Origin of the sequence: Pseudomonas typographi (genome assembly GCF_014694385.1) — a bacterium.
Classification (GTDB): domain Bacteria; phylum Pseudomonadota; class Gammaproteobacteria; order Pseudomonadales; family Pseudomonadaceae; genus Aquipseudomonas; species Aquipseudomonas typographi.
The window spans coordinates 160,092-172,903 of sequence record NZ_JAAOCA010000001.1; the positions used below are offsets into that span (position 1 = coordinate 160,092).

At 62.7% G+C, this 12,812-nt stretch carries 13 protein-coding genes; 8 read left to right on the top strand and 5 right to left on the bottom strand.

Annotation, left to right across the window (positions count from 1 at the left end):
- Position 1: 1 nt before the first annotated feature.
- Both HAQ05_RS00740 and HAQ05_RS00745 read right to left on the bottom strand, forming a co-directional pair.
- Positions 2-532, bottom strand: coding sequence for a 4-vinyl reductase (locus HAQ05_RS00740; RefSeq protein ID WP_190416666.1), 531 nt, complete (start codon positions 530-532; stop codon positions 2-4).
- A 76-nt stretch (positions 533-608) separates the two neighbouring features.
- Positions 609-1,586 (bottom strand): dipeptidase, encoded by a 978-nt coding sequence (locus tag HAQ05_RS00745; protein WP_190416667.1) that lies wholly within the window; start codon positions 1,584-1,586, stop codon positions 609-611.
- 241 nt (positions 1,587-1,827) lie between these two features.
- Here HAQ05_RS00745 and HAQ05_RS00750 point away from each other — a divergent pair, with 241 nt between their 5' ends.
- Complete coding sequence (locus HAQ05_RS00750) at positions 1,828-2,256, top strand: lysozyme inhibitor LprI family protein (protein WP_190416668.1); 429 nt, start codon at positions 1,828-1,830, stop codon at positions 2,254-2,256.
- Positions 2,257-2,324: 68 nt separating this feature from the next.
- On the opposite strand, the gene HAQ05_RS00755 is transcribed toward HAQ05_RS00750, so the two are convergent.
- Positions 2,325-3,263, bottom strand: coding sequence for a GlxA family transcriptional regulator (locus HAQ05_RS00755; protein ID WP_190416669.1), 939 nt, complete (start codon positions 3,261-3,263; stop codon positions 2,325-2,327).
- Positions 3,264-3,396: 133 nt separating this feature from the next.
- Between HAQ05_RS00755 and cdhC the strand changes: the two genes are divergently transcribed.
- The 4 genes from cdhC to HAQ05_RS00775 all read left to right on the top strand — a co-directional run bounded on the left by cdhC (position 3,397) and on the right by HAQ05_RS00775 (position 6,121).
- Positions 3,397-4,281, top strand: a complete 885-nt coding sequence (cdhC, locus tag HAQ05_RS00760; protein WP_190416670.1) for a 3-dehydrocarnitine:acetyl-CoA trimethylamine transferase CdhC — start codon at positions 3,397-3,399, stop codon at positions 4,279-4,281.
- A 12-nt stretch (positions 4,282-4,293) separates the two neighbouring features.
- Positions 4,294-5,259 (top strand): L-carnitine dehydrogenase, encoded by a 966-nt coding sequence (locus tag HAQ05_RS00765; protein WP_190416671.1) that lies wholly within the window; start codon positions 4,294-4,296, stop codon positions 5,257-5,259.
- Positions 5,252-5,731 (top strand): thioesterase family protein, encoded by a 480-nt coding sequence (locus HAQ05_RS00770; protein ID WP_190416672.1) that lies wholly within the window; start codon positions 5,252-5,254, stop codon positions 5,729-5,731. Before HAQ05_RS00765 ends, HAQ05_RS00770 begins: the two co-directional genes overlap by 8 nt.
- 129 nt (positions 5,732-5,860) lie before the next feature.
- Positions 5,861-6,121: a hypothetical protein gene (locus HAQ05_RS00775; RefSeq protein WP_190416673.1), complete on the top strand. Its 261-nt coding sequence runs from the start codon at positions 5,861-5,863 to the stop codon at positions 6,119-6,121.
- A 63-nt stretch (positions 6,122-6,184) separates the two neighbouring features.
- Here the strand turns inward: HAQ05_RS00775 and gbdR are convergent, their stop codons facing one another.
- The gene (gene gbdR, locus HAQ05_RS00780) at positions 6,185-7,288 is read right to left on the bottom strand and encodes a choline metabolism transcriptional regulator GbdR (protein WP_190416674.1); all 1,104 of its coding nucleotides are present in this window, start codon (positions 7,286-7,288) and stop codon (positions 6,185-6,187) included.
- A 375-nt stretch (positions 7,289-7,663) separates the two neighbouring features.
- Positions 7,664-9,040, bottom strand: coding sequence for an L-serine ammonia-lyase (locus HAQ05_RS00785; protein ID WP_190416675.1), 1,377 nt, complete (start codon positions 9,038-9,040; stop codon positions 7,664-7,666).
- Positions 9,041-9,464: 424 nt separating this feature from the next.
- Here HAQ05_RS00785 and HAQ05_RS00790 point away from each other — a divergent pair, with 424 nt between their 5' ends.
- The 3 genes from HAQ05_RS00790 to choV all read left to right on the top strand — a co-directional run bounded on the left by HAQ05_RS00790 (position 9,465) and on the right by choV (position 12,556).
- A complete protein-coding gene (locus HAQ05_RS00790; protein ID WP_190416676.1) occupies positions 9,465-10,412 on the top strand; it encodes a choline ABC transporter substrate-binding protein in 948 nt (315 codons plus the stop codon).
- A 69-nt stretch (positions 10,413-10,481) separates the two neighbouring features.
- On the top strand, positions 10,482-11,327 hold the full coding sequence (gene choW / locus HAQ05_RS00795) for a choline ABC transporter permease subunit (protein WP_190416677.1): 846 nt from the start codon (positions 10,482-10,484) through the stop codon (positions 11,325-11,327).
- A complete protein-coding gene (gene choV / locus HAQ05_RS00800; protein ID WP_190416678.1) occupies positions 11,324-12,556 on the top strand; it encodes a choline ABC transporter ATP-binding protein in 1,233 nt (410 codons plus the stop codon). The genes choW and choV overlap by 4 nt, the downstream gene beginning before the upstream one ends.
- Positions 12,557-12,812: the final 256 nt, after the last annotated feature.

Consider the following 12,812-nt stretch of genomic DNA (forward strand, 5'->3'; position numbering starts at 1 on the left):
TTTACAACGGTTTGACGACGAACAGCCCGTCATCGTGGCCCTCTTCGGAGCCTCCGTAGACTTGTTCTGCAACGGTACGAACCGGACTGCCCTTGGCGGCGAGGATCTGGTCCATGGCGCCGGCGAACCAGCCCGTGAACATGTAATCGACCTTGCGCCCGCATTTGCCGTACACGTATACGAACGCCGAATGTTCCAGCTTCACGCTGCAGGTGCCTTGTTCCAGGTCGATGGCCTGGATCTTGAACAACCCCCAGCCCCGTTGCGACAGGCGCTTCATGTAGTGCTCGAACACCGCAGCGCCTTCCAGGCCATGGCACTCGGCCTCTTTCTCGCACCAGTGCCAGGCGGATTTGTAGCCGGCCTTGTAAAGGATCTCGGCATAAGCGTCGGCACCGAGCACTTCTTCGATACCCATGTGGTTATTGACAAAAAAATGCCGAGGCACATACAGCATCGGCAGCGCGTCGGTGGTCCATACACCGGTTTCGCTGTCGACTTCGATCGGCAATTCGGGGGCGTGCTTAGCCATGGAAACTTAACTCCAACAAAATAAGGTGGGTGCCCCCGCCCAGCGGGCGGGGGTAGACAAGGCGGTGTAGCGGCGCTTATTCGCCCCAGACTTCTTTAAGAACGTTCACCCAGTTTTCGCCCATGATCTTTCTCACTACCCGCTCGGGGTGGCCGCGCTTGAGCAGGGTTTCGGTGAGGTTGGGAAACTCGCCCACGGTACGAATGCCCAGCGGGTTGATGATCTTGCCGAAGCTGGTCAGGCGGCGGGCGTAGCCCTTGTCGTGGGTCAGGTACTCGAAGAAGTCCTGGCCGTGGCCCTGGGTGAAATCGGTGCCGATACCGATGGCATCTTCACCCACGATGTTCATGACGTACTCGATGGCTTCGGCGTAATCGTCGATGGTCGAATCGATGCCCTTGGCCAGAAATGGCGCAAACATGGTCACGCCGACGAAGCCACCCCGGTCAGCGATGAACTTCAGCTCTTCATCGGACTTATTGCGCGGGTGCTCTTTGAGGCCCGACGGCAAGCAGTGCGAATAGGTGACCGGTTTCTTCGATTCCAGGATCACTTCTTCGCTAGTCTTGGAGCCCACGTGCGACAAATCGCACATGATGCCTACGCGGTTCATCTCGGCCACCACTTCACGGCCAAAGCCCGACAACCCCCCGTCCCGCTCATAGCAGCCGGTGCCCACCATGTTCTGGGTGTTGTAGCACATCTGTACGATGCCCACGCCCAACTGCTTGAACACTTCTACATAACCGAGCTGGTCTTCGAACGCCTGGGCGTTCTGGAACCCGAACAAGATGCCCGTTTTCCCCAGTTCCTTGGCCTTGCGGATATCGGCAGTGGTGCGCACCGGCATCACCAAGTCGCTGTTCTCGCGGATCAGCTTCTGGCTGGCGGCGATGCTGTCGACCGTGGCCTTGAAGCCCTCCCACACCGACACGGTGCAGTTGGCCGCGGTCAAGCCGCCCTTGCGCATGTCTTCGAACAGCTCACGGTTCCACTTGGCGATGATCAGGCCATCGATCACGATGCTGTCGGCGTGCAATTCGGCTGGGCTCATCAGGCGGTCCCCTTGTAGTGATGTGCGCGCCAAGCCGGCTGCTGGCGCTTTTAGGCAGCATATGCCTGCGCGGCCCGTGAGCCGGATGCAAAAACGACAGGGGAATTGCCGAAAGCGTCAAAGCGTGGCAAGGCGCCCAGTGCAAGCACTAAACAAGATGAAATCGCTTACCGGCGCTGTTCTTTAGCCAAGCCTTAAGCCAGAATTCAGCGCATCGATAAGACACGACGGAGCGTCGTCAATGAAACCAATGTTGTGGCTGCTGGCAATCCTGCCATTAGGCGCTTACGCCGCCGACGACGATGGCCCTACCCCGTGCGACAACGTGGAAACCGCACAGCAGAGCCTGGACTGCTCGGCCTATAACCGCAAAACCGCCGAAGGCGAGCTCGAAGACGCCTACAACGGCCTCACAGCGCGGATCAGCGCACAATACGGCGACCAGCCCCAGGTGCTCAAAGACTACCTGAACAAAGTGCGCATCGCCCAAGACCTCTGGCGCAAGCTGCGCGACGACGACTGCGCGGTGGAAGTGCTGGAGGCCGACAAAGATGGCAATGCCAGCCAAACCGCTGAAAACGACTGCATGGCCCAGCGCAGCGACGAGCGCTCCGAATACCTGCAAACCCTCGGCACCCAAGCCGACGAGGCAGACACGCCAGATAATTGAGCAAACTCCCCCGTTAGGGTAGCGCCCCCGGCTACCCTGCCCCACACCTGTGCGATGCCCGGCCCCGCTCAGTCGGCACGGCGGTCTTGCCGCGGGCTACAACCAAAGCGCCCCTTGTAGCGCCGGGCAAAATACGAAGGCAATTCGAAGCCGCACGCCACGCTGATCTCCGTCACGCTCATGTCGGTTTGGCGTAGCAACTGGCGGGCTTTGTCCAAGCGCAGGGCGAGGTAGAAGTTGCTCGGGGTTTCCTCCAGGTGAACGCGAAACAGCCGCTCTAACTGGCGCCGGGTTACCCTGATCCTCGACGCCAGCTCCAGGGTCGACAGCGGCGGTTCGGTGTGCCGCTCCATCTCGCCGATCACTTGCACCAGCTTTTTATTGGTGGTGCCGTAGCGCGCCGCGATCTGCATGCGCTGGTGATCCTTGGGTGGGCGAATGCGCCCTAGCACGAATTGCTCCGACACCTGGATCGCCAGTTCGCTGCCATGGGCACGGGCGATGAGGTCAAGCATCAGGTCGATCGACGCTGTGCCACCGGCGCAGGTGATGCGCGACCGGTCGATCTCGAACAACTCCTGGGTGGTGGCAATGGTGGGGAACGACTCGCGAAACGCTTCTACCGCCTCCCAGTGCAGGGTAGCCCGGTAGCCCTCGAGCACCCCCGCACGTGCGAGGGCGAAGGCGCCGGTGTCGATGCCGCCTAGCACCGCACCCTCCCGCGCCAAGCGCCGCAGCCACTGCTGCAGGGCATGGGTGTAATGCTTGAGCGGCTCGAAGCCTGCCACCACCAGTACGGTGCTACCTGCCGGCACCGGGCCGACTGGCCCGTCGGCATTGACCGACATGCCATTGCTGGCGGCCACCGGCCCGCCATCCAAACTCAGTATCTGCCAGCGATACAACGCACCACGAAAACGGTTGGCCACCCGTAGGGGCTCAATGGCACTGATGAAGCCAATTGCCGAAAAACCCGGCAACAACAACAAGCGAAATTCCTGTGCCATGGCGTGGCTCCGAAGATGAAGCCCGGTAGATACCGTACAGGTCGAACCGGTGCAAGTGGCAGTCGCTTGCGTGAGGCTTGGCCCAGCGTGAGCGGCGTAGCGTGCACGGCATCACCTGCACAGGAGCCCTGCAATGAATCACGAGGTCATCGTCACCTGCGCCCTGACCGGCGCGGGCGACACCACCGGCAAAAGCCACCTGGTCCCGGTCACCCCCAAACAGATCGCCGAGGCCGCGGTGGAAGCGGCCAGGGCCGGCGCCACGGTGGTGCACTGCCATGTGCGCGACCCGCAAACCGGCACGTTCAGCCGCGACGTAGCGCTGTACCGCGAGGTGATGGAACGTATCCGTGAAAGCGACGTAGACATCATCGTCAACCTCACCGCTGGCATGGGCGGCGACCTCGAAATCGGCCCGGGGGAAACCCCCACTGACTTCGGCCCGGGCACCGACCTGGTCGGGCCGCTCACCCGCCTGGCCCATGTAGAAGAACTGCTGCCCGAGATCTGCACCCTCGACTGCGGCACGCTGAATTTCGGCGACGGTGACACCATTTACGTGTCTACCCCGGCGCAACTGCGGGCCGGCGCCAAGCGCATCAGCGAGCTGGGGGTAAAGGCCGAGCTAGAGATCTTCGACACCGGCCACCTGTGGTTCGCCAAGCAGATGATCAAGGAAGGGTTGCTGCACGATCCGTTGTTCCAACTTTGCCTGGGCATCCCCTGGGGCGCGCCGGCCGACACCACGACCATGAAGGCGATGGTCGACAACCTGCCCGCTGGCGCGACCTGGGCCGGTTTCGGCATCGGCCGCATGCAGATGCCGATGGCCGCGCAAGCGGTGCTGCTCGGCGGTAACGTGCGCGTGGGCCTGGAAGACAACCTCTACCTCGACAAAGGCGTGCTCGCCAGTAACGGGCAACTGGTCGAGCGCGTGAGCGAAATCCTGACCCGCCTCGGCGCCCGCGTACTGACCCCGGCCGAAGGCCGCGCCAAGATGAACCTGACCCGCCGTTAACGGAGCCGCCTGATGCGCTATATCACCGATGTGAAAACCTTTGCGGCCTTGGGCAGCGGCGTGATCGGCAGCGGCTGGGTGGCCCGTGCCCTGGCCCACGGCCTGGACGTGATCGCCTGGGACCCGGCCCCTGGTGCTGAGGCAGCCTTGCGCCAGCGGGTGGCCAATGCCTGGCCGGCGCTGGAAAAACAAGGCCTGGCCCCTGGCGCTGCGCAAAAGCGCCTGCGTTTCGTCGACACCCTCGAGGCCTGCGTCGCCGAGGCAGACTTCATCCAGGAGAGCGCACCGGAACGCCTTGATCTCAAGCTGGAGTTGCACGCGCGGATCAGCGCGGCGGCCAAGCCCGATGCGTTGATCGGCTCCAGCACCTCTGGCCTGTTGCCCAGCGAGTTCTTTGAAAGCGCCACCGACCCCCAGCGCTGCGTGGTCGGCCACCCGTTCAACCCGGTGTACCTGTTGCCGCTGGTCGAGATCGTCGGCGGCCAGCATACCGCGCCGGAGGCTATCGATGCGGCCAAAGTGGTGTACCGCAACCTAGGCATGCGCCCGCTGCATGTGCGCAAGGAAGTGCCTGGGTTCATCGCCGACCGCCTGCTCGAAGCGCTATGGCGCGAAGCCCTGCACCTGGTCAACGATGGCGTGGCCAGCACCGGCGAGATCGATGACGCCATTCGCTTCGGCGCGGGCCTGCGCTGGTCGTTCATGGGCACCTTCCTGACCTACACCCTGGCCGGCGGCGACGCTGGCATGCGCCACTTCATGCAGCAGTTCGGCCCGGCGCTGCAACTGCCCTGGACCTACCTGCCCGCGCCCGCCTTGACCGACCAACTTGTCGATGATGTGGTCGAAGGCACCGCCGCGCAATTGGCCGGGCACAGTATCGCGGCATTGGAGCGCTACCGCGACGACGCCTTGCTCGGCGTGCTGGCGGCGGTGCGCCAGGCCAAGGCGCAACACGGGCTCGCCAGCGATGACTGAGCCCTTGATCACCTGGCGCGGGCAGGTTTTGCCGGAATGGACCGATTACAACGGCCACTTGCGCGATGCGTTCTACCTGCTCATCTTCAGCTACGCGGTAGACGGTTTCATGGACGTTATCGGCCTCGACACCGAGGGCCGCGAGGCCAGCGGGCATTCATTGTTCACCTTGGAGTGCCACCTGAACTTCTTGCATGAAGTGAAGCAAGCCGAGGCGGTGGAGGTACGTGTGCGCCTGCTCGGTAACGACCACAAGCGCGTGCACTTGTACCTGGCGTTGCACCAGGCGGGGGGGGCCACTGAACTGGCCGCCAGTGAGCAAATGCTACTGAACGTAGACATGGCCGGGCCGAAGTCCGCGCCCTTCGACCGGGCAACGGCGCAGCAGCTGGCGAGCCTTGCCCAGCAACAGGTGGGGCTACCCGCGCCGCAATGGACCGGGCGGGTCATTGGCTTGCCCGGGCGCCCGTGACATTCGAAGCTGCGTTGGCTGAAAACGACCTCTTCATGCCCACCGCTGCCATTGGGGCACGTACCTATTGCCGCCTGGCCACGCCTTCAACAAAATCGGCCCATGCCCCCTCGAAGAAGGACACCGACCATGATGCACGCTGACCTGATCGACCAGGACGACCTATTGGGCAAGCTGCGTGCCCTGGGTTTCGAGATGCCCGCCGGCGCCAGCGCCGAGCAGGCCTGTGATTGCGCCGTGCGCGGCCTGGACCCCGCGCGGGCGCGGGCCCTGCGCAGCATGGTGGAACAATTGTTCAGTGGCGGCGCGACCATTCTGCCGGCGGTGCGCCAAGCCATCGACCGGAACTTGCTGCCGGCACTGGCGCAATTCAACCAGCAACGCCCCTAGCCGGGCGCCTGAAACGCCCCTCCGGCTACCGTTCGGCCGGCCGGAGCGGTTCGCCCCGCTGCGCTACACCCTTACGCTGGCAAAGGTCGACTCGTTGCGGGCCTGGCTCAATGCCGCCATGGGCCCAGACAATGGCGCCACTACCAGGGCCTGCGGGATCGGCAACATCGCCACCTGCTGGGCAGTATTCGAGCCCACCCGCTCGTCGCGCGGCGGGATACCGAAGTATTCGCGGTAACACTTGGAAAAATGCGGCGTAGACACGAACCCGCACACCGAAGCCACCTCGATGATCGACATCGGGGTTTGCTTGAGCAACTGCCGCGCGCGGATCAGCCGAAGCTTCAGGTAATAGCGCGACGGCGAACAGTGCAGATACTTCTGGAACAGCCGCTCCAGTTGCCGGCGCGACACCTGTACGTACACCGCCAGTTCGTCGAGGTCGATCGGCTCTTCGAGATTCGCTTCCATCAGCGCGACGATTTCCTGCAGCTTCGGCTGGTTGGTGCCAAGCATATGCTTGAGCGGCACCCGCTGGTGATCTTGCTCGTTGCGGATGCGCTCGTACACGAACATCTCGGAAATCGCCGCGGACAGTTCACGGCCATGGTCGCGGCTGATCAGGTGCAGCATCATGTCCAGGGGCGCGGTACCACCAGAGCTGGTGAACCGGTTACGGTCGAGAGTGAACAGGCGCGTGCTCATGCCTACCCGCGGGAAGGCTTCCTGCATGGACGCCAGGCATTCCCAGTGCACGCTGCATTCAAAGCCGTCGAGCAGGCCGGCGCAGGCCAGCGCCCAACTGCCGGTACACACCGCGCCCAACCGGCGCGACTGGCGTGCTTGGCTCTGCAGCCAGCTCACATGCTCGCGGGTGACCGCGCGCTGGATACCCACGCCACCACACACGATCACGGTGTCGACCTGGGGGGCCTTTTGCATGGCGGCGTCCGGCGTGATCTGCAACCCATCACTGGCCCAGACTTGGCCGCCGTCCAGGCTCAGGGTGGTCCAGCGATACAATTCGCGGCCAGACAATTGGTTGGCCATGCGCAGCGGCTCCACCGCTGAGGCTAGCGAGATGAGCGTGAAGTTGTCCAGCAGCAGAAAGCCGATGGATTGAGGCGTGCGGGTCTGGGGGTTGGCCCCGGAGTTGAACGACGTCATCACAGTATCTCCTCACACAAAGCGGTGGTTGGCCCCAGGCAGAGGCTCTTGTTCTGGCCGCGGCGACAGCCGGCCGGCTATATCTAGTTATGAGGCAAATGCCATGCCGAACATTGAATGGGCGTTCAATAAAACCTGAGAACGACGTCGCAAACAGTCTATCGCGGGGCTGCGACAGAGTGCCCGAATGCAGAGATCATGGGCCCTGGCGCTTATGCTGAGCAGTTCGGTAGCACTGCTGTGCAAAAGGGGGGCCCATTCGGCCCGGAGCGTGTCACCGCAGGCACAACCGCGAAAACAACGGAGAGCGTGAAGCAGGTTCTTGCGCCAAAACACGGCGCGGCGGGCCCGCAGTGATCGAAAATCGAGCAGTGCTCAGCATTCGATGGCGTTGACCGCCAAGCCGCCGCGGGAGGTTTCCTTGTACTTGGCGTGCATGTCGGCGCCGGTGTCGCGCATGGTGCGAATCACTTTATCCAGCGAAATAAAATGGGTGCCATCGCCACGCAGCGCCATTTGCGCCGCATTGATGGCCTTGACCGCAGCAATGGCGTTGCGCTCGATGCATGGTATTTGCACCAACCCGCCAACCGGGTCGCAGGTTAGCCCCAGGTTATGCTCAAGGCCAATCTCGGCCGCGTTTTCGACCTGTTCAGGGGTAGCACCGAGCACTTCGGCGAGCCCCGCGGCGGCCATCGCACAGGCCGAGCCCACCTCGCCCTGGCAACCCACCTCGGCGCCAGAGATCGACGCATTCTTTTTGCACAGGATGCCCACTGCCGCCGCCGCCAGAAAAAAATCCACTACATTGGCCTCGCTGACCTGGTCGCTGAAGCGCATGTAGTAGTGCAGCACCGCCGGGATGATCCCCGCCGCGCCGTTGGTGGGCGCGGTGACCATGCGCCCGCCGGCGGCGTTTTCTTCGTTCACCGCCAGGGCGTAGAGGTTCACCCATTCCATGGCGCTGAGGGTGGAACCGATCACGTTGGGTTTGCCCAGCTCCTTGAGGCTACGGTGCAGGCGCGCGGCACGGCGGCGCACATTCAAGCCACCAGGCAGGATGCCCTCCTCGCGCAGGCCCTGCTCGACGCACGCTTGCATGGCATGCCAGAGCGTAAGCAGGCCGGCGCGGATCTCAGCCTCGCTGCGCCAGACCTTTTCGTTTTCCAGCATCAGTTGCGACACCCCCAGCCCATGGCGCCGGCACAGCGCCAGCAGCTCGGCGGCGCTGTTGAAGTCATAGGGCAGTTCCGTGGCGTCGGCATCGAGCACGCCGCTGGCGGCCTGGGCGGCATCGACCACAAAGCCGCCACCGACCGAGTAGTAGGTGTCTTCATGCACAATGCCGCCATCGCCTTCGGCCACCAGCGTCATCGCGTTGGGGTGGTACGGCAGGTTTTCGTCGAGCAGGCGCATGTCTTGCGCCCACACGAAGGGCACCTCGAAGCGGCCGTCGAGCAACAGCCGGTTGTGCTGGCGCACGTCGGCCACGCTGGGCCCAATCAGTTGCGGGTCTACGGCGTCTGGCCATTGCCCCATCAGCCCGAGGATCACTGCATTGTCACTGCCATGGCCCACCCCGGTCGCCGACAGTGAGCCGTACAAGCGCACTTCGACGCGGCGCACGCGGCTCAACTCGCCACGTTCGCGCAGGCCTTGGGTAAACAGTGCCGCCGCGCGCATCGGCCCCACGGTATGGGAGCTGGAGGGGCCGATACCGATCTTGAACAGGTCGAACACACTGATTGCCATTTTTTGTGAAACCTCCAGGGCCATTTGCGGTCTGCGAACCTGCTACGCTCAACACGCAAGCCGCCAATTGCCTTGATCATCAGCCTTTTGCAAGGCTACGCGTCGTCTGCAACCGACTTGCTCTTGTCCAGCAACGCCCTGCCGCCAAATGGGCCGTTTTCGGCCGCCATGTCGCCTTATTCCGGGGCCGCCACGGCGTGATCGCTACTGTATGCGACGTCACCGACACTGGATGCGACCCTGCCTGTACTGGTTACGACGCACCCAGTAGGCGTTTGAATTGCACTGGGAGATTATCGAAAGCGTCCCGTTTGCACGGCGCCCCGGCCAAAGCAGCCGCAAGCAGCGCGAAGCCCCGGTTTCGCAGCACCCTAATCACGACGATCGCCAGGTCGTTGACGTGAATCGCCAAGGAGTCCACTCGATGAAAGTTTCACCGCCCCTGTTGTTGGCCGCCACGCTCTGCCTGCCGGCGATGGCCCACGCTGCCGACCCTGCGCAGTGCTCCACCGTGAACTTCTCGGACGTTGGCTGGACCGACGTGACCGTGACCACCGCCGTTACCAGCGCCGTACTGCAAAGCCTGGGCTACAAAACCAATACCACGATGATTTCGGTACCGGTCACCTTCAAATCGTTGGCCGACGGCAAGAACATGGACGTGTTCCTGGGCAACTGGATGCCGACCATGGAAAACGACATCAAGCCCTACCGCGAGGCCGGCACGGTGGTCACCGTGCGCGCCAACCTCGAAGGGGCCAAGTACACCCTGGCCGTGCCGGAAGCACTGTGGAACGAAGGCTTGAAAGATTTCGCCGACATCGCCAAGTTCAAGGACAAGCTCGGCGGCAAGATCTATGGCATCGAGCCCGGCAATGATGGCAACCGCCTGATCCAGAGCATGATCGACAAAAACGCTTTCGGCCTGAAAGACGCGAAGTTCCAAGTCGTCGAATCCAGCGAAGCGGGCATGCTTACACAGGTTGACCGCGCCGAAAAACGCAAAACCGCGGTGGTGTTCCTGGGCTGGGAACCGCACCCGATGAACGCCCGTTTCAAAATGAAGTACCTGACCGGTGGCGATGAGTATTTCGGCCCGAACTTCGGCCAGGCCACCGTCTACACCGTGACCCGCAAAGGTTACGCCGAGCAATGCCCCAACGTGGGCCAATTGCTGAAGAACCTGAGCTTCACGCTCGGCATGGAAAATACCCTGATGGGTAATGTACTGGACGACAAGCTGAAACCGGACGTCGCCGCCAAGGCCTGGTTGAAGAAAAACCCGCAGGTGCTCGACACCTGGCTGGCCGGCGTGACCACACTCGACGGCAAACCCGGCATCGAGGCTGCCAAGGCAACACTCACGCAGTAAGCCGCTGAACTCCCGGCGGCCCAGGCCGCCGGGCTTTGTACCCCAAACCGCAGGTGGATGCTCGATACCATGCTGACAGATCACAAACTCCCTCTAGGCGAATACATCGCGTCGTTCGTCGACTGGCTGACCCAACACGGTGGTAGCATCTTCGACTGGATCGCCGTGACGCTCGAGGCCATCATCCATGGCTTCACCGACGCCCTGACCTGGTTCAATCCGCTGGTATTGATCGTTTTATTCGCGGCCCTGGCCTACTACTTCCAGCGTAAGATCAGCCTGACGATTTTCGTCGCGGTATCTTTCCTGCTTATTCTCAACCTGGGCTACTGGCAAGAAACCATGGAGACCCTGGCCCAGGTGACCTTCGCCACCCTGGTGTGCGTGATCCTCGGCGTGCCACTGGGCATCGTCGCCGCACACCGGCCCTGGTTCTACACCGGCATCAGGCCATTGCTCGACCTGATGCAAACGGTGCCCACGTTCGTGTACCTGATCCCGACCCTGACACTGTTCGGCCTGGGTGTGGTGCCCGGGCTGATCTCGACGGTGGTGTTCGCCATCGCCGCCCCTATTCGCCTGACCTACCTGGGTATCTGCGACGTGCCCAGCGAACTGATGGACGCCGGTAAAGCCTTCGGTTGCTCGCGCCGCCAACTGCTGGCGCGCATCGAATTGCCACACGCCATGCCGAGCATTGCCGCGGGCATCACACAGTGCATCATGCTGTCGCTGTCGATGGTGGTGATCGCCGCCCTGGTGGGCGCCGACGGCCTCGGCAAGCCGGTGGTCAACGCGCTGAACACCGCCGACATCGCCCTGGGCTTCGAGGCGGGCCTGGCCATCGTGTTGCTGGCGATCATGCTCGACCGCATCTGCAAACAGCGGGATGCCAAGATAGGAGGTGACGCATGAGCATCATCCGCTTCGAAGATGTCGACGTCATCTTCTCCGACCGCCCCAAACCCGCGCTGGAGCTGCTCGACAAGGGCTTGTCGCGGCCCGAGATCCTCAAGCAAACCGGCCTGGTGGTTGGGGTCGAAAAGGCCAACCTGGAAGTTAACAAGGGGGAGATCTGCGTACTCATGGGCCTATCCGGCTCGGGTAAGTCCAGCCTGCTGCGCTGCATCAACGGCCTGAACACCGTGAGCCGGGGCAAGTTGTTCGTCGAGCACGAAGGCTCGCAAATCGACATCGCCAATTGCTCGCCGGCCCAGTTGAAGATGATGCGCACCAAGCGCATCGCCATGGTGTTTCAGAAGTTCGCCCTGATGCCTTGGCTGACCGTACGCGAGAACATCAGCTTCGGCCTGGAGATGCAGGGCCGCCCGACCGAGGAACGGCGCAAGCTGGTCGACGAAAAACTCGAGCTGGTGGGCCTGACCCAGTGGCGCAACAAAAAACCCGACGAACTCTCTGGCGGCATGCAGCAGCGGGTGGGCTTGGCCCGGGCATTGGCCATGGATGCCGACATCCTGCTGATGGACGAGCCGTTCTCCGCGCTCGACCCGTTAATCCGCCAGGGCCTGCAAGACGAGTTGCTGGCCCTGCAGAAGCAGCTGAACAAAACCATCGTGTTCGTCAGCCACGACTTGGACGAGGCCCTCAAGCTCGGCACTCGCATCGCCATCATGAAAGACGGCAAGATCATCCAGTACAGCAAACCTGAAGACATCGTGCTAACCCCGGCCGATGACTACGTGCGCACCTTCGTGGCCCACACCAACCCGCTCAACGTGTTGCGCGGCCGCAGTTTGATGCGCCCGCTGGCAGCGTGCACCGGCTCCGGAGGCGATGCACAACTGGACCCTGGCTCCGACAGCTGGTTGACGCTCTCGGAAAACGGCTACCTGCAAGGCGCCCGCCAAGGCACTGCACCGTTGGACATCCAAAGTTGGGCCAGCGGCCAAGCGGTGGAAGGCCTGGCTCGCCGGCCAACCCTGGTACAGGCCGATGTGTCCATGCGCGATGCCCTGGCTATCCGTTACCACACCGGCCACAAGCTGGTGCTGCACGACGACAACCGGGTGGTGGGCATACTCGGCGACAGCGAGCTATACCACGCACTGCTGGGCAAGAACATCGGCCAGGCAGCACCTGACGCCCCGGCCGAGTCGGTCGTGCCCCTGCGCAAGGTCAACTGACCCTCTATTGGCCTGCCCCGTCGCCCAGCCCCGCTGGGTGACAGGGCCCTTCTTCGGGCCATAACACGTGCGATGTTTCAGGCGTTCGCACGCGAATTGACGTCTGAATTTGCTGCCGGCGGTGGCCCTCGGCGGCAACAATCGCCCACCTATGCTTGTGCGGCCAACGGCCGCCACACCACACTAGCGCCCGCTTCGCAAAACGACATGCCGTGTCGTTTTTGTTATTTGAACGATCAATCAAAATAAATTAGAC